Origin of the sequence: Delftia sp. K82 (assembly GCF_002193035.1) — a bacterium.
GTDB classification, from domain to species: Bacteria; Pseudomonadota; Gammaproteobacteria; order Burkholderiales; family Burkholderiaceae_C; genus Comamonas; species Comamonas acidovorans.
In genome coordinates, this window is the sequence record NZ_MYFL01000001.1 from 1780928 (window position 1) to 1797859 (window position 16932).

Here is a 16932-nt window from a genome sequence, read left to right on the forward strand (position 1 = left end):
TACAGTATTTGAGATTTCCCCCATGACCACGCCCCACGCCTCCCAACCTGCGCAGCCCGCCCCCATGGCGGGCGCGGCGCGTGTGCTGCCTCAGTTGCAGGGCGTGTGGCGGGGCGATGGCTGGCAGCAGGCGCTGCAACAGCGGGTCCAGCCTTCGGGCCATGCGCTGCTGGATGCGCAATTGCCGGGCGGGGGCTGGCCGCTGGGTGCCATGGTCGAGCTGCTGCAACCCGCGCATGGCCATGCCGAGTGGCCGCTGCTGCTGCCGGGCCTGGCGGCCCTGATGCAGCGCAGCGCGGGCCAGGTGGTTCTGGTGGCGCCGCCTTGCAGGCCTTTTGCTCCGGGACTGGAAGCGGCAGGCGTGGCGGCGCATCGGCTGTGCTGCGTGGAGGCCGACACCCACCCCGGCGCCCACCCGGCAGGCGATGGGGCAGGGCTGGCCTGGGTCTGTGAGCAGGCACTGCGCTGCCGCGACGTGCTGGCCGTGCTGGCCTGGCTGCCAGCCGGTCTGCCCATGGCCACGCTGCGCCGGCTGCAATGGGCGGCCGCTGCGCAGGGGCGCATTCTGTGGCTGTGGCGCGAGGCCTCGGCCGCCCTGCAGACGGTGGCCTCGCCCGCGCCGCTGCGGCTGCGCGTGGAGACAGAGTTGGGGGAGCCGGGCGAAGGCGGCACGCCAGCCTGCCTGCGCGTGCAGTTGCTCAAGCGCCGGGGGCCTGCGCTGGAGCATCCCTTGAAGCTGCCCCTGCACCACTGGGCCTGGCAGGACGTGCTGCAGGCCCAGGCCCAGCGGCGCACCCGGCAGGCGGACGAGGCGCAGCGCTGGCTTCATGGACACGGGCAACTGCTGCCCGCCGAAGCGCCCGCCCTGCAGGCGGCAGCGCACACCCTGGGGTGAGATGCCATGGCACAGCCGAATCAAGCACTGCACTGGATTGCCTGGCCGCTGCATGTCGCGCAGGGCGATGGCCAGGGCAACGGCGACAGTGATGGCGAAGGCAGTGCCTGCGCGCAGCAGGCCTGGTGGGCCCTGCGCTGGACGCCGCGCGTGGCTCTCTGGTACGGGGCAGGGCAGGCCGTGGCGTTGATGGAGGTGGGCAGCGTGGAGCGCCTGTGGGGCGGTCGCCAGGCCATGCTGCTGGGCCTGCTGCGCGCGCTGCGCGAACAGCAGCCCGAGGGCGGCCAGGCGGGCGGCCCCCGGATGCCGTCCTGGGCCCGGGGCGCCACGGCATGGCAGGCGCTGGCGCGTCTGCGCTGGCGCATGCAGGGTACGGATTCGCGCCAGCCCTGGCCGCCTGCCGACGCACTGCCCATCTGGACACTGCCCGCACTGGAGCCGCATGCACCGGCCCTGGAGCGCATGGGCTGCCGCCGCTGGGGCGAGCTGCGCGCCCTGCCGCGCGCGGGCCTGGCGCGGCGCATCGGGCTGCCGGCGCTGCTGGCGCTGGACCAGGCCTATGGCAGCAGCCCCCATGCGCTGGACTGGCTGGAGCTGCCCGAGCACTTTGCATTGCGCGCCGACCTGGGCTATCCGGCCAGCGACGCCCAGGCCCTGCTGCAGGCCGCCCGGCCCCTGTTGCGTGCGCTGCAGGCCTGGCTGCAGGCCCGCCACCAGGGCGTGCTGGGCCTGCAGCTGCGCTGGCACCACGATCTGCGGCGCGTGGACGGCACGCAGCTGCCGGCCTGGGAAGCGCTGGACATCCGCACGGCCCGCCCCGCCCAGGCGCTGGAGCACATGGAGCGCCTGCTGCGCGAACGCCTGGCCCGCACGCCCTGGCGCGCGCCTGCGGACATGCTGGAGCTGGTGGCGCTGGACACCGCGCCTTTCGCGGCCGATGCCGGCAGTTGCCTGCCACCGGCCGCGCCCGGCCCGGCGCCGCTGGGCGAGGCGGCAGGCTCGACAGACGCAGCCAGCGGCATGGCCTGGCATGAATGGGTGGAGCGCGTCTCGGCCCGCCGTGGTGCGCAGGGCGTGCGGGTGGCGCAGCTGCAATCGGACCACCGGCCCGAGGCCATGCAGCGCTGGACCCCGGCCTGCGAGGCCCTGCAGACCCCGCAGGCGCCGCGGCGGCCCGCGCACGCGCGCAAGGCGGCCAACCCCTGGCAGGGCCTGCTGCCGCCCTGGCTGCTTGATCCGCCCCAGCCGCTGCTCCTGCAGGGCAGCCGCCCTTGCTGGCAGGGGCCGCTGCAATTGCTGGCCGGCCCCTATCGGCTGGAGGCCGGCTGGTGGGGAGAGCCGCAGGCCGATGCGGCGCTGGCCGTGCGTGACTATTTCGTGGCCAGCAACGCGGCTGTCGGCCATGTCTGGATCTACCGCGAGCGCGCGCCTGCATCGGAGCGGCTGCCAGGCATGCCGGCCCTGCTGTCGCCCGCCGCCTGGTTTGCGCAAGGCATCTATGGCTGAACAGGACATCCTGCTGGAGCCGCCGCCCCCGCAGTTGCAGCGGCTGCAGCCCCCACCCCAGGCCACCGGGCCGGTGTCCGGCATGGCATCGGGCCCGGGCCTGCCCGGCTATGCGGAGCTGCACTGCCTGTCGAACTTCAGCTTTCTGCGCGGCGCCTCTTCGCCCGCCCAACTGGTGCAGCGCGCCAAGGCCCTGGGCTACCAGGCGCTGGCCCTGACCGACGAATGCTCGGTGGCCGGCGCCGTGCGGGCCTTCGAGGCCGCGCGCGACTGCGAGATGGCCCTGATCCATGGCAGCGAATTCGCCTGGGGGCCGCTGCGCGTGGTGGCGCTGGCGCGCGATCTGAACGGCTGGGGCAACCTCTGCGAATTCATCAGCGCGGCGCGCGCCCGTGCCGAAAAGGGCCAGTACCTGGTCGATGCGGACAGCCCCTGGCATCTGCTGCGTGAAGGCTGCGAATGCATCGTTGTGCCGCAGCGTGCGCAGCTTTTGCCCGGCGATGTGCCCGCCATGGCCGAGGCCGTGCAGGCCGCCGTGGCGCAGCTGGGGCCGGGCTGCTGGCTGGGCGTGGAGCTGCTGCTGGCGCCCGACGACAGCCTGTGGCTTCAAAGCCTGCAGGACGTGGCAGGGTTACTGGGCCTGTCCTGCGTGGCCTGCGGCGACGTGCACATGCATGCGCGCTCGCGCAAGCCGCTGCAGGACCTGGTGACGGCGCTGCGCCTGGGCTGCACGGTGGCCGAGTGCGGCTTCGAGCTGCACCCCAATGCCGAGCGGCATCTGCGCTCGCGGTTTCGGCTGGGCGGCATCTATCCGCGCGCCATGCTGGATGCAACCTTGCAGATTGCCGCGCGCTGCGATTTCAAGCTCAGTGAGATCAGCTACCACTATCCGCAGGAAAGCGTGCTGCCCGGCATGGACGCGCGCCAGACCTTGGCCTGGCATACTTGGCAGGGAGCGGCGGGGCGCTATCCGCAAGGCATTCCCGACGCGGTGAGCGACAAGCTCAAAGAGGAACTGGCGCTGATCGCCGACTGTGGCTACGAGATGTACTTCCTCACCGTGCACGACATCGTGCGATTCGCTCGCAGTCAGGACATCCTGTGCCAGGGCCGGGGTTCGGCCGCGAACTCGGTGGTCTGCTTCTGCCTGGGCATCACGGCCGTCGATCCAACCTTGCAGACGCTGTTGATCGCGCGCTTCATCAGCCGCGAGCGCAGCGAGCCCCCAGATATCGACGTGGACTTCGAGCACGCGCGGCGCGAGACCGTCATCCAGTACATCTACGAAAAATACGGCCGTGACCGTGCGGCGCTGACGGCCGTGGTCAGCTGCTGGCGCACACGTGGTGCACTGCGCGACGCGGGCAAGGCCCTGGGCGTGGATGCGGTGCTGATCGACGCCATGGCCCGGCAGCACCACTGGTTCAGCGATGCCGAGGACGAAGCGGCCGAGCCGGAGCCCGAACCCGATGACCCGGCCCTGGGCTGGGTGCGCTCCAAGCTGCTGCGCCTGGCCCGGCTGCGCGAGCGGCTGGGCGACGACTGCCCGCAACTGTCGCCCCAGCGTGCGCGGCTGTGGCTGGAGCTGGCCCTGCAACTGCGCGACAGCCCGCGCCACCTGAGCCAGCACGTGGGCGGCTTTGTGCTGACCGACGGGCCGCTGACGCGGCTGGTGCCCGTGGAGCCGGCCGCCATGGAGGGCCGCTCGGTCATCCAGTGGGACAAGGACGATCTGGACACCATGAATCTGCTCAAGGTCGATGTGCTGGCCCTGGGCATGCTCACCGTGCTGCGCGGCAGCCTGAAGGCACGCGCCGCGCTGCGCGGGCCGCGCTGGGAGCTGGCCGACATTCCCAAGGAGGACGCCGCCACCTACGACATGATCTGCCGCGCCGACACCGTGGGCACCTTCCAGATCGAGAGCCGCGCCCAGATGAGCATGCTGCCCCGGCTGCGGCCGCGCGTGTTCTACGACCTGGTGGTCGAGGTCGCCATCGTGCGGCCCGGCCCCATACAGGGCGGCATGGTCCATCCCTATCTGCAGGCGCGCGAGCGTCGGCGGCAGGGTGGCGAGCTGGTCCTGGAAAAGCCCGCGCTCGAGGATGCGCTGAAACGAACGCTGGGCGTGCCCATCTTCCAGGAGCAGGTGATGCAGATCGCCATGATCGCGGCGAACTTCTCGGCGGGCGAGGCTGACGAGCTGCGCCGCTCCATGGCGGCCTGGCGGCGCAAGGGCGGCGTGCACCGCTTCGAGCGCCCATTGATCGACGGCATGCTGGCCAACGGCTACAGCGCCGAATTTGCCCAGGCCATCTTCCGCCAGATGCTGGGCTTTGGCGAATACGGCTTCCCCGAAAGCCATGCCTACAGCTTCGCCATGCTGGCCTATGCCAGCGCCTGGCTCAAGCGCCATGAGCCGGCCTGTTTTCTGATGGCCTTGCTCAATGCCCAGCCCATGGGCTTCTACACCCCCTCGCAACTGATCCAGGACGCGCGCCGCCACGGCGTGCGCGTGCTGCCCGTCGATGTGCGCCACAGCGACTGGGACTGCACGCTGGAGGCGCCGCACGAGCGCATTGCCGGCGTCGAGCTGCCGCAGCCGGCCGTGCGCCTGGGTCTGTGCATGGTGGCGCAGTTGCCAAAGACTTCGGGCGAGCGCGTGGCGCAGGTCCGCGCGCAGGCGCCGTTCAGGAGCACCGAGGACCTGGCTCTGCGCGCCCGGCTGCAGCGCGCCGAGCTGCAGGCCCTGGCGGCGGCCGATGCGCTGCAGGGCCTGTCAGGCCACCGCCGCCAGCAGATGTGGGATGCGGCGGCCCTGCAGGTGCAGCCGCCGCTGTTCGCGGGCGTGCCCGTGCACGAGGTGCCCGTGCAGCTGGCCGCCGCGCCCGAGGGCGAGGAAATCCTGTTCGACTACGCGGCCACGGGCCTGAGCCTGCGCCGCCATCCGCTGGCCCTGCTGCGTGACCGCCTGCGCCGCCACGGGCTGCGCACGGCGCTGGAGCTGCGCGACACGCTGGCGGGCATGCGCGTGCGGGCCTGCGGCATCGTCACCGTGCGCCAGCGCCCGCCCACGGCCAAGGGCACCCTCTTCATCACGCTGGAGGACGAGACGGGCACGGTCAACCTGGTGGTCTGGCCCGATACCGTCACGCGCTGGGGCGAGCCCTTGCTGGGCGCGCGGCTGCTGGCGGTGGAGGGCATCTGGCAAAGCAGCTCGGATTGGGGCGGCGGCAAGGACTGCGGCGAGCCAGCGCCTGCAGAGCAGGCCAGCCAGGAGGTGCCCGCCGTGCGCCATCTCATCGTGCACCGCGCCCGCGACATGAGCCGCTGGCTGGGCCGCCTGGGCGGCGCCGGCGTGGCGAGCCGCAATTTCCACTGAGGGCTGTTGCCGTTGCTGCCGCTGCAGGCTCAGGCCATGCGGTCGTCCGCGCGGATGTCGGGCATCTGGTCGATACGCTTGCCGAACCAGCCTATGCGCTCGGTCTGGCGTACATCCAGCCTGGGCACGTAGGGCTTGATGTCGAGCACGGGCGTGCCGTCCAGCATGTCGTTGCCCAGGAAATGCAGCAGCAGTCCTTCGCGCCGCACCAGGCGCACGATGGACAGGCCCAGCCGGTTGGGCCGCGCCGGGGCGCGCGTGGCGAACACGCCGTGGCTGCTGTCGTCCATGAAGGGCACGACTTCCAGCTTTTCCACGGCCTGGTGCAGGTGGGTGATGAGGATCAGGTAGTCAAAGCCTTCGATGTCGCGCAGCCCGGCCTCGAACTCGGGCAGCAGCTCCACGCGGCCGGCCTCGTCGGCCGCGCCCGCCGTCTGTATGGGCATGCCCACCGGGTCGGTGAAGCGGCTGCGCACATGGCCGATGGGGCGGCAGGCGACGGCCTGCGCCGTGGAGCCGGCCGCGCTCATGCGCTCGTTCCCTGGGGATTGAGCAGGCGTGTCAGCGCGGCGATATCGGCCGCCGCCGCCATGCGCGCCGTGGTCTCTATGGAGCGGTAATGCCTGACGATGGCTTCGCCCGTGGAGGTGAGCGAGGCGCCGCCGCCGTGGGCACCGCCGGCGCTGGTGTTGACGGCCGGTGTCTGCAACGCACGGTTCATCTCGTCGACCAGCACCCAGGCGCGCCGGTAGGACATGCCCAGCGAACGGGCCGCGGCCGAGATGGAGCCCGCCTCGGCAATGGCTTCGAGCAACTGCACCTTGCCGGGACCGATGGCAATGGTGCTGTCGTTGTATACGCGCAGGCGGAACTGGACTTTGGAGGACATGGGGAAAGGACTTGGCACAGGAGAAAAGCGAACGTCAAGGTTAAGCGAAATCAACGGCTTGCGCCGTCACAGGGGCTAAGGGGAAATACGCAATGCATGGATCGCTACAGCGAAGGGGTGCTCTGGCAGAGCGTTCCTGCACACGGGCCGTCGGGGCCGGCGCGCTGCCGCTGCCGCCAGGGCGCCCGCTGCCTGCGCATCGTCTGCGAGTGCATTGGCGAGGCCCTTGACCTGCCGGCGCCGCGTCTCGATGCCTGTGTGCTGCGGCGCTATTTCGTCACATTGCCACCGGGTTTGCTAGCCTTTTTGCGCCAATGCAGCGCGGCGCTTGCCGCGCATCCGGGCCACGCGTCTACTTCTTGCTGCTTTCTGCCAGCAGGCGCTGGCATTGCGCATCTTCCTCGGCGGCCGGCACCGTGAGCGGCACCAGGGCCAGGGCGGCGGGTGCCACCACGGCGGCGGCCACGGCCGCGCCCGCGCGCAGCAGCAGCGGGCCGGGCTCCACCCCCACCTTGGGCTGGGCGAAACTGCCGCGCACGTACAGCGGCGTGCGCAGCGAGAAGAACTTCCACTTCAGCGACTCGGGCACGATGCGCAGGTCCATGGTCTCCTGCGCCAGGCTGATCTGTCCGGTGGCCTCGATGATGGCCTCGGGCGTGGCCAGCTTGACGTTGCGGGTGCGCGCAATGCCCTGCTTCACGGTCAGGTCGGCAACGGCGCAGTTGAGCTGCACTTCCTTGTCGGCGCCGAACAGCTTGGTGACGATGACGCTGCCCAGGTTCAGCGCGGCCAGGTCCAGGAGCTGCTTGCTGAAGCGGCCATCGCGCACATACAGGCGGATGTCGCCCGAGCTGGTGCCCAGCCATTCGGCAATGGACTGGCCCCGGCCCTCCAGCCCCAGCGCGCCGTCCATGCTGCCCAGGCTTTTCTTCATCAGTTCGATCTCGGGGAACAGGGCCGACAGCTGCAGCCCCTGGACCTTGCCCTGGAGGCTGGCCTTGGGCGGCTTGGCGCCGCTGTCCACCACGGCCTCGATGTCCAGCCTGCCCTTGGCCATGCCAAAGCGCAGCGGGGACAGGCGCAGCACGCCGTTGTCCATGACGGCATGGACGCTGAAGTCCTCGATGGGCAGGGCCTGGGGTCGCTCGATGCGGTCGCTCTTGAAGCGCACATCCATGTCCATGGCATTCCACTTGCTGGTGTCAAAGCGCTGCGCGGGCAGGGCCTTGCCGCTGGCCGCCTGCCGGGTCTTCTGTCCCTGCTTGGTGGACGGTGCTCCCACCACCGGCCCCAGGTCGGCCAGGCGCAGCTTGCGCGAGGCCAGATCGCCGCTGAGCTTGGGGCGCGGCTTGCCCGATGCGTAGTGCAGCGTGCCGCGCAGATCGCTCTGGCCCACGCGGCCATCGAATTCCTCGTAATCCCAGACGGCGCGCCCCGGCTCCAGGCTGCCGACCAGATGGCCATTGGTGTCGAAGGGCGGTGTGCGCGGCAGCAGCAGACCCGTCAGCGGGAACAGGTCGGCCATGCTGGAGCCGCGCAGGCGCACCTGCAGGTCCATGCCCTTGAGCGCCCTGGGATTGTCGAGAATGCCCTCGGCGCGGGCGCGCAGGCTGCCCGCATGGGCCCACAGCTTCACGGGAAAGCGTGCCTGTTCGCTTTGCAGGTCCAGCACGGGGCCGATGAGGCCCTGGGCCTCGACCGTGGCCTTGGCGATGCGGCCGGTCAGGCCGACGCGCATGCCATACGGAAAGTCTGGACTGGGCGGCTGCACAAGGCTGTCCAGACGTGCGCGCACCGCCATCTGGCGCACGCCATCGCTCCAGCCCACCAGGCCGCCGCGCAGGCTCAATTGCGCTACCTGAAAACGCCAGCGCGGCCCTGTGTGCTCGGGGCGCTTGAAGGTCCAGTTGTTGCTGCCATCCTTGCGCCGGGCAAAGACCAGGTCAGGGCCTTCCAGTTGCAGATGGTCCAGCAGCACATGCCGGCCCAGCAGCGGCCACAGCCGCAGGCTGGCCGTGGCGCGCGCGGCCGTGGCCATGGTGTCGGCGTCGCGCGGGGGTGGGGCCATTTTCTCGTCGGCCAGGACGATGCTGTCGCTGTCGATCTTGGGCGCGGAAGGGCTGGCCTGCGAGTCCTTGTCCTTGCCTTCGTCCTTGTCCTTCGCCTTTCCCTTGGGCTGTTCCTTGGCTTTTTCCTCGGGAAGGCGGCCCTTGTTCAACTGGTCGGGCGGCGCAGGCAGGGCGGGCAGCTCGGCACTGCCCTTGGCCGGCTCCTGCTCGACCTGCCAGCCTTCGGGCTGGCCCAGGGCCAGTTGCTCGGCCTCGATGGTCACGCCCGGGACCCAATGGCGCCAGCCCTGGTCCAGGGGCTGTGGCCAGGTCCAGCGCAGGCGCAGGTCGCCTTCAATGGCGAAGTGGCGGCCGGTGCTTTCGCTGACGCGCTCGTTGACCCAGGGCTTGGCCCGGTTCCAGTCGAAGGTGGCGATCAGGACCACAACCACGGCGAGCAGCAGCACCAAGGCCGACACCGTCCACAAAAGGGCGCGCAGCCAGCGGCGGCGGGCTGGGCGGTGGGGTGCTGGTGTGGCGGGGCTGTGGTTCGCTGTGTCGGTCGCTGTGTCTGTCATGGCGCAGGGGGCCGCTAAATGGGATTCGGTCCATCCTATCGCCATGAAAACGCTTGCCAAGGCCCGGGACGCGCTGGCGGGCAGCCGGCAGGCCCGCATACAGGAGATTGACCTACAGCGCGGCCTGCGGCGGGGAAGGGGTCGTCATCACGGCGTCTCCTGGCCCTGGCGCAGCCGGGTGGATGCCAGGGCGGCCACCACCAGCAGGCCCGCCATGATGAACAGGCCGTTGCGCGTGCTGCCCGTGGCCTGTTCGATCATCCCCATCACCGTGGGACCGATGAAGCCGCCCACCAGGCCACAGGTATTGACCAGGGCTATGCCGCCCGCCAGCCCCGCGCCCGCCAGCCGCGAGGCGGGAAACAGGAAGACCACGGACTGCACCACGAAGAACATCAGCGCCGTCAGGCTGAAACCCAGCAGGCCCAGGGCGGGCGAGGCCTTGCCCGCCAGCGCGGCCACCAGCAGGCCGGCGGCCATGGTGGCCAGGCCCGCCAGCAGCATGCGCCGGCAGCGCTGCGGGTGGGTGGCAAAGCGCGGCAGCCAGGCCGCACCGATGGCCGCTGCAATCCAGGGCACGGAATTGAGCGTGCCGATCTGCAGCGGCGAGAGCTGGCCGTAGGTGCCGATGATGCCCGGCAGGAAGAAGATCACCGTGTAGATGCTGATCTGGTGGCAGAAGTAGACAAGGATGGCCAGCCAGATCTGGCGGTCGCGCAGGCAGTCCCGGAGCGAGTGGCCCACCTGGCCGGCGCTGGCCTGCTGGTCCTGCTCGGCCTGCAGGCGTTGCAGTACCTCGCGCGATTCGGCGGCCGTCAGCCAGGGCGCGCTGGCCGGGCCGTCGGGCAGCTTCTTCCAGACCACCCAGGCCAGGGCCACGGCGGGCAGGCCCTCGATCACGAACATCCACTGCCAGCCATGCCAGCCCAGGAAGCCGTCCATCTGCAGCAGCGCGCCGCCCACGGGGCCGCTGAGGATGTTGGCAATGCACACGCCCAGCAGGAAGTAGCCGATGGCGCGGGCCCGTTCCTCGCGGCCGAACCAGTAGGTAAGGTAGAGCATCACGCCGGGGAACAACCCCGCCTCGGCGGCGCCCAGCAGCACGCGCATCACGTAGAACGAGGTCTCTCCGGTGATGAAGGCCATGCCGGCCGACAGCAGGCCCCAGGTCACCATGATCCGTGTGATCCAGAACCGCGCGCCCACCCTGTGCATGACAAGGTTGCTGGGCACCTCCAGCAGGGCGTAGCTCAGGAAGAACAGCCCCGCGCCCAGGCCGTAGGCGGCCGCCGAGATGCCCAGGTCCACCTCGATGTGCGACTTGGCCAGCGCAATGTTGGTGCGGTCTATAAAGCTGATCACATAGGACAGCACCAGCAGCGGCATCAGCCTGCGGAAGATGCGGGCGTTGAGCGCCGCGCTGGCACTGCTGGCCGCATTGCCAGGAACTGGCGGCGGCGCATGGACGGAATGGCTGGACATGGTGCTTGTCTCCTTCAAGGCTTGGGGGGCGTGGGGCGGAACTTCCAGGGACCGGCCCGGCCTGCTGCTGCAGGCTCTGGTGCTATGTGCTGGATGGGGGGAAAGGGGGCTCAGAAGGCCACATTGGCCGCACCCTTGAGGCCCAGCATCCGGCGCGCCTCGTCAGGCGTGGCGACGTCGACATTCAGGGCCTCGAGCACGGTGCGGATGCGGCGCACCTGCTCGGCGCTGGAGGTGGCCAGCTGCCCCGGGCCTATCCACAGAGAGTCTTCCAGCCCCACGCGCACATGCGAGCCCATGGCCGCGCCCATGGTGGCCAGCGGCAGCTGGTTGCGCCCGGCGCCCAGGATGGACCACTGGTAGTTGCTGCCCAGCAGGCGGTCGGCCGTGCGGCGCATGTGCATCAGGTCCTCCGGGTGGCCGCCGATGCCGCCCAGGATGCCGAACACCGACTGCACGAACACGGGCCCCTGAACCAGCCCCCGGTCCACGAAATGCGCCAGGTTGTGCAGGTGGCTGATGTCGTAGCACTCGAACTCGAAGCGCGTGCCTTGGGCTTGGCCCAGCCGCAGGATGCCTTCGATATCGGCAAAGGTGTTCTTGAAGACCAGGTTGCGGCTGTTTTCCAGGTGCTCGCGCTCCCAGGCGTGTTCCAGGTTCTTGAAGCGCTCCAGCATGGGGAACAGGCCGAAGTTCATCGAGCCCATGTTCAGCGAGGCCAGCTCGGGCTGGAACTCGGTCACGGGCCGCATGCGCTCTGGCACAGTCATGTGCGGGCTGCCGCCCGTGGTGATGTTGACGATGGCATCGCTCTCGGCACGGATCGCCTTGAGAAAGGGGCGGAACAGCTCCGGGTCCTGTGAAGGGCGCCCGTCGCGGGGATCGCGGGCATGCAGGTGCACGATGGCGGCGCCGGCCTCGGCGGCATCGATGGCGGCGCGCGCAATCTGCTCGGCCGTCACGGGCAGGTGGGGCGACATGCTGGGCGTGTGGATGGCGCCCGTGGGCGCGCAGGTGATGATGGCTTTGGTGCGGGTGGCCATGGAAGGTCCTTGCAAACGGTGAAAAGGCGAGAGGAGGGGAGGAGGAGAGGGCGCTCAGCTCAGCGCCTGGGTCAGGCCATCGACGGCCAGCTCCTGGCCCGTGACATGGCCGGCCAGCGGGCTGGCGGCAAACACGGCCATGTTGGCAATGTCGCGCGCCGTGGCCATGCGGCCCAGCGCGGCCTGGTGCGTGTAGCTGCGCGTGACGTCCTCCAGCGGCAGGCCGCGCGCCTGCGCCTTGGCGGCAATCACGTCGCGGATGCGCGGGCCGTCCACGGCGCCCGGCAGGATGGCGTTCACCCGGATGCCGTCGGCGCCCAGCTCCAGCGCCAGCGACTTGGTGAAGCCGATCACGGCCCACTTGGACGCCGAATAGGCCGTGCGGCCCGGCATGCCCAGGTGGCCTGCCGCCGAAGACAGGTTGACGATGGCCGCCTGCCGGCCCTCGCGTGCCGATTGCCGAAGCCGGGGCACGGCCAGCCGTGTGCACAGGAAGGCGCCGGTGATGTTCACATCCAGCGTGCGCTGCCAGTCGGCCAGGTCCAGCGTCTCCACCGCGCCCGTGGGGCCGGCCACCCCGGCGTTGTTGACGAGGATGTCCAGGCCACCCAATTCGTTGTCCACGGCCTTGAACAGGGCCTGCACCTGCAAGGCATCCGACACATCGGCAAGACGGCCGCTGGCGCCGGGCAGGGCGGCAGCCAGCGCATCCAGGCTGGCCTGGGCCACGTCACAGACCATGACGCGCGCGCCGGCCTCGGCAAAGGCGCGGCTGATTTCCAGGCCGATTCCGGCGGCGCCCGCCGTCACCAGGACGCGCTGGCCGGCCAGAAGATCGTTTTTCCACATGCGGGGACTCCTTGGGAACTCAAACAAAGGTGAAAGGGATTCGGGTTGGGTTTGGATTTTGTATCTGTGATCACAGATCAAATATGGTGAATACCCTATGCGCCATGACAGCGGCGGCGCCGCGCTACCATCGCCGCCATGGCCATCAACGAACTAGTCACCCCACTCAAACGGCAGACCCTCAGCAGCGATGTCTATGCACAGCTCAGGGAATTGCTGATCACGGGCCAGATGATTCCGGGCGAGCAGATCTCGCTGCGCACCACGGCCAGCGCGCTGGGCGTCAGCGTCATGCCCGTGCGCGAGGCCGTGCACCGGCTCGTGGCCGAGCAGGCGCTGGAACTCACGCCCAACCGCGCGCTGCGCGTGCCCTTGATGACGGAAAGCGCCTTCCGCGAGATCACGCGCATCCGCGTCAACCTCGAAGGCCTGGCCACGGAGCAGGCGGCACGGCAACTGCCGGCCGCCGAGCTGGAACGCATCGCCGCCCTGCAGGACCGCTTTGCGGCCGAGATGGCCAGCGCCGCGCCGGACGGCGCGCGGCTCATCGCCTTCAACAAGGATTTCCACTTCGCCGTCTACAGCGCGGCCGGCATGCCCATGCTGCTGCAGATGATCGAGGCGCTGTGGCTGCGCATAGGTCCCATCCTCAACCACGACATGCGCTCGGGCTCGCGCCGCGTGAGCGAACAGGTGGCGGTCGGCCACCACGCGCGCCTGGTCGAGGCCCTGCGTCGCGGCGATGCGCCAGCCGCCAAGGAGGCGCTGCGCGGCGACATCGAAAGCGCGGCCGATTACATCGTTTCGGCGGGCGTGCTGGTGACGGCCGATGGTGCCGCGGGCGGTGGGGATGACGGCGCGCCGGAAGTCCTGCGCCGCTAGAATCGCCGCCCCATGCACAACGCCCACGACCCCAAGGTTCTTCCCATACGCGACGGCGTCAGCCCCAGCTGCGTGGTGCTGCCCAGCCAGGGCCGCGGGTTGCTGATCGATTTTCTGGCCGAGCGCCTGCCGGCCGTGGCGCGCGAAGACTGGCTGCGGCGCCTGGCGCTGCGCGAGGTGGTGGACGAGCATGGCCGCGCCGCCGATGCAGACACGGCCTTTGCGCCGGGCCTGCGCTACTACTACTACCGCGAGCTGCAGGCCGAGCCGCCCATCCCCTTCGAGGCCGAGGTCCTCCACCGCGACGCGCATCTGCTGGTGGCCGACAAGCCGCATTTCCTGCCCGTGGTGCCGGCCGGCAGGTACCTGCAGCAGACGCTGCTGGTGCGGCTCAAGCGCGCGTTCGACCTGCCCGAGCTGTCGCCCATCCACCGCATCGACCGCGACACGGCGGGACTGGTGGTGTTTTCGGTGCAGCGCGCCACGCGCGGCATCTACCAGGCGCTGTTCCGCGACCGTGCCATCCACAAGACCTACGAGGCCGTCGCGCCCTGGCGCGAGGACGTGGTTTTCCCGCGCACGCATGAAAGCCGCATGGAGGAAAGCGGCCATTTCTTTCGCATGCACGAGGTGGCCGGCACGCCCAACACCCGCACCCACATGCAGGTGCTGGAGCAGCGCGGCCGCTGGGCGCGCTACCGGCTGGAGCCCGAAAGCGGCAAGCGCCACCAGTTGCGCGTGCACATGGCCGCCCTGGGCCTGCCGCTGTGGGGTGACGGCTTCTATCCCGAAGTGCATGACATGCCCGAGGGCGACTACTCGCGCCCGCTGCAACTGCTGGCGCGCAGCCTGGCCTTCACCGATCCTCTGGACGGCCAGTCGCGGCGCTTTGACAGCCGCCGCCAGTTGCTGCCGCTGACCGACCTGTAGAGGCCTTGCCGCTGCTGGAAACCGCTGGCTTTTTTGTCCATGGCCTTGCCATGGGATAGGCCGGTTGCGGACATTTAACGGACAACTTTGTCCGATAATTGTCCGCATGACTTCCAAAAGACCCAGTGCCGATATCCGCCGCGCCCAGTTGCTGGACGCGGCCGATGCCGTGTTTTCCGAGCATGGCGTGACCGCGCCGCTGGACCTGGTGGTCGAGCGCGCCGAAGTCGGCCGCGCCACGCTGTACCGGCAGTTTCCTGACCGGCGTGCGCTGATGCTGGCGCTGCTGGAGCGTTCGCTGGACAACATGCGCCTCGCGGCCGAGGCCATGGCCGAGGACGACGATGCCTTCTACAAGCTGCTGTCGCGCCTGGCCGAGCGCATTGCGGTCTCGGCCCCCATCACCGATTACTGGCGCACGGTGGAGCGCGGCGACGAGGTCATCGCCCAGGCCCGCGTTGCCATGTGGCAGATCTTTCGGCCGGCCATGGACCGGGCCGTGGCCTGTGGCCATTGCCGCCAGCCGCTGACGCAGGCCGAGCTGTCCCTGGTCTTCGGCATGCTGGGCGCCTCGCTGCGCGGCGAGACGCCGCAGCAGCGGCGCACCCTGGCGCGCAAGGCGCTGCAGATCGTCTGGCAAGGCTTGAAGGCCTGACATGGCCACCACACCCACTCCACCGGGGCCCGTGCTGCCCCCGTCGCCCCCCGTCGTCTACCTCAAGCCCCCGCCGGACTGGGAGGAGCATGAGAAGCCCAGCCTGCCGGGCTCGCCGTCCATGCCGCTGCACCAGCCGGCCGTGCGCGCCGCCTATGGCCTGATCGCCGTGCTGGTGGCGCTGACGGGCGGCCTGGGCAATGCACTGTTCACGGCCAACCTGCCCACCATCCAGGGCCAGATGGGGCTGACGTCTTCCGAGGCCGCCTGGCTGACCGGCGCCTACGTCATGCTCAACATGACGGCCAACCTGCTGGTCTACAAGTTCCGCCAGCAGTTCGGCATGCGGCTGTTCGCCGAGATCGGGCTGGGCCTGTATGCGCTGCTGACGCTGCTGCACCTGGTGCTGGGCAGCTACACCAGCCTGCTCATGCTGCGCGCGGCCAGCGGCCTGGCGGGCGCCACCTGCAGCACGCTGGGCACGCTCTACATGCTGCAGGCCGCGCCGCGCAAGCATGTGCTCAAGATGCTGGTCATCGGCGTGGGGCTGGGGCAGATCGCCACGCCGCTGGCCTGGATCCTCTCGCCGGGCCTGCTGTTCAACAGCGAGTGGCACAACCTCTATCTGTTCGAGGCCGGCCTGGCCCTGATCTCGTTCGCGGGCGTGGTGGTGCTCAAGCTGCCGCCGGGCGTGCATATCCGCAGCTTCGAGCGGCTGGACTTCCTGACCTTCTTCCTCATGGTGCCCGGCGTGGGCCTGCTGATCGCCGTGCTGGTGCAGGGCTACAACCACTGGTGGCTGGACACGCCCTGGCTGGCCTGGATGCTGATCGGCTCCATCGTCCTGCTGAGCGTGGCGCTCTACATCGAGCACCACCGCCGCAATCCCATGCTGCAGACGCGCTGGTTCGTGCTGGCGCCCACGGTGCGCTTCGTGACCGGTGCGCTGCTGCTGCGCTTTCTGACCACCGAGCAGACCTATGGCGTGATCGGCATGCAGCGCATGCTGGGCATGACGGTGGACCAGATGCAGCCGCTGTTCATCGTCATCCTGCTGGGCACCATCGTGGGCATTGCCGTGTCGGCGCTGACCTTCGGGCTGGAGAACATGGGCAAGCAGATCGTGGGCTCCATCGTGCTGTTCGCGCTGGCGGCCTGGCTGGACCACAGCCGCACCAGCCTGGCCCGGCCCGAGGACTTCTTCGGCAGCCAGTTCCTCATGGCCGTGGGCGCGGGCCTGTTCATGGGGCCGCTGATGCTGATCGGCGTGGTGCAGGGCCTGAAGTTCGGCGCGCACTACATGCTGACGGCCATCGTCACCATCTCCATGACGCAGGCCATGGGCGCGCTCATGGGCTCGGCCCTGCTGAGCACCTACCAGATGCACCGCGAGCAGGTGTATTCGGCCGCCATCGTGGCCGACGTCGATCCCACCGACCCCATCGTGGCCGACCGCCTGCGCCTGCAGCAGCAAAGCCTGGCCCGCGTAATCGCCGACCCGGCCCTGCGTGCGGCTCAGGGCACGGCCCAGCTGGCGCAGGCCGCACGCCGCGAGGCCAATGTGCGCGCCTACAACGACGTGTTCGCCCTCACGGCCGGCGTGGCCGTGCTCTACCTGCTGTGGATGCTGGCCCTGGCCGGCCGCGCACGCCAGCGCGCCTTCGTGGAGCGCATGCGCGCCGCCGCTGCCGATGCCTCGGCCATGCGCGGCACCGATGCCGCCGCGCCGCAGGACGCGCCGGGCCAGCCGCCCACCCAACCCGTCGCCCGCGCCTGAAACCGTTCGCCCAGAGAAA

Annotated in this window: 13 protein-coding genes; 7 read left to right on the plus strand and 6 right to left on the minus strand. The window is 69.9% G+C overall.

Annotation, left to right across the window (positions count from 1 at the left end; genetic code table 11):
* Window positions 1–22: 22 nt before the first annotated feature.
* Genes imuA through KDK82_RS07725 form a run of 3 tightly spaced genes read left to right on the plus strand, consistent with a single transcriptional unit; the run spans window position 23 to window position 5780 of the window.
* Complete coding sequence (gene imuA, locus KDK82_RS07715) at window positions 23–895, plus strand: translesion DNA synthesis-associated protein ImuA (protein ID WP_013802013.1); 873 nt, start codon at window positions 23–25, stop codon at window positions 893–895.
* 6 nt (window positions 896–901) lie between these two features.
* Window positions 902–2401, plus strand: coding sequence for a DNA polymerase Y family protein (locus KDK82_RS07720; RefSeq protein ID WP_088164461.1), 1500 nt, complete (start codon window positions 902–904; stop codon window positions 2399–2401).
* On the plus strand, window positions 2394–5780 hold the full coding sequence (locus KDK82_RS07725; RefSeq protein WP_088164462.1) for an error-prone DNA polymerase: 3387 nt from the start codon (window positions 2394–2396) through the stop codon (window positions 5778–5780). Before KDK82_RS07720 ends, KDK82_RS07725 begins: the two co-directional genes overlap by 8 nt.
* A gap of 29 nt (window positions 5781–5809) precedes the next feature.
* On the opposite strand, the gene tsaA is transcribed toward KDK82_RS07725, so the two are convergent.
* From tsaA to KDK82_RS07755, 6 genes are all read right to left on the minus strand, one after another.
* Window positions 5810–6310, minus strand: coding sequence for a tRNA (N6-threonylcarbamoyladenosine(37)-N6)-methyltransferase TrmO (gene tsaA / locus KDK82_RS07730; protein ID WP_013802016.1), 501 nt, complete (start codon window positions 6308–6310; stop codon window positions 5810–5812).
* Window positions 6307–6669, minus strand: coding sequence for a winged helix-turn-helix domain-containing protein (locus KDK82_RS07735; protein WP_013802017.1), 363 nt, complete (start codon window positions 6667–6669; stop codon window positions 6307–6309). Before KDK82_RS07735 ends, tsaA begins: the two co-directional genes overlap by 4 nt.
* 352 nt (window positions 6670–7021) lie before the next feature.
* On the minus strand, window positions 7022–9295 hold the full coding sequence (locus KDK82_RS07740) for an AsmA family protein (protein ID WP_088164463.1): 2274 nt from the start codon (window positions 9293–9295) through the stop codon (window positions 7022–7024).
* A gap of 147 nt (window positions 9296–9442) precedes the next feature.
* Window positions 9443–10777 carry an MFS transporter gene (locus tag KDK82_RS07745; protein ID WP_088164464.1) on the minus strand — a complete coding sequence of 445 codons (1335 nt, stop codon included), beginning with the start codon at window positions 10775–10777 and terminating at the stop codon, window positions 9443–9445.
* 110 nt (window positions 10778–10887) lie between these two features.
* On the minus strand, window positions 10888–11820 hold the full coding sequence (locus KDK82_RS07750) for a 3-keto-5-aminohexanoate cleavage protein (protein ID WP_088164465.1): 933 nt from the start codon (window positions 11818–11820) through the stop codon (window positions 10888–10890).
* Between the two features lie 54 nt (window positions 11821–11874).
* Entirely contained in the window at window positions 11875–12669 is a 795-nt protein-coding gene (locus KDK82_RS07755; protein WP_088164466.1) for an SDR family oxidoreductase, read from the minus strand.
* A gap of 138 nt (window positions 12670–12807) precedes the next feature.
* Between KDK82_RS07755 and KDK82_RS07760 the strand changes: the two genes are divergently transcribed.
* The 4 genes from KDK82_RS07760 to KDK82_RS07775 all read left to right on the plus strand — a co-directional run bounded on the left by KDK82_RS07760 (window position 12808) and on the right by KDK82_RS07775 (window position 16913).
* A complete protein-coding gene (locus KDK82_RS07760) occupies window positions 12808–13551 on the plus strand; it encodes a GntR family transcriptional regulator (RefSeq protein WP_088164467.1) in 744 nt (247 codons plus the stop codon).
* Window positions 13552–13563: 12 nt separating this feature from the next.
* Window positions 13564–14481, plus strand: coding sequence for a pseudouridine synthase (locus tag KDK82_RS07765; protein ID WP_088164468.1), 918 nt, complete (start codon window positions 13564–13566; stop codon window positions 14479–14481).
* A gap of 106 nt (window positions 14482–14587) precedes the next feature.
* Window positions 14588–15136 carry a TetR/AcrR family transcriptional regulator gene (locus KDK82_RS07770; RefSeq protein ID WP_013802028.1) on the plus strand — a complete coding sequence of 183 codons (549 nt, stop codon included), beginning with the start codon at window positions 14588–14590 and terminating at the stop codon, window positions 15134–15136.
* Between the two features lies 1 nt (window position 15137).
* On the plus strand, window positions 15138–16913 hold the full coding sequence (locus tag KDK82_RS07775; RefSeq protein ID WP_088164469.1) for an MFS transporter: 1776 nt from the start codon (window positions 15138–15140) through the stop codon (window positions 16911–16913).
* Window positions 16914–16932: the final 19 nt, after the last annotated feature.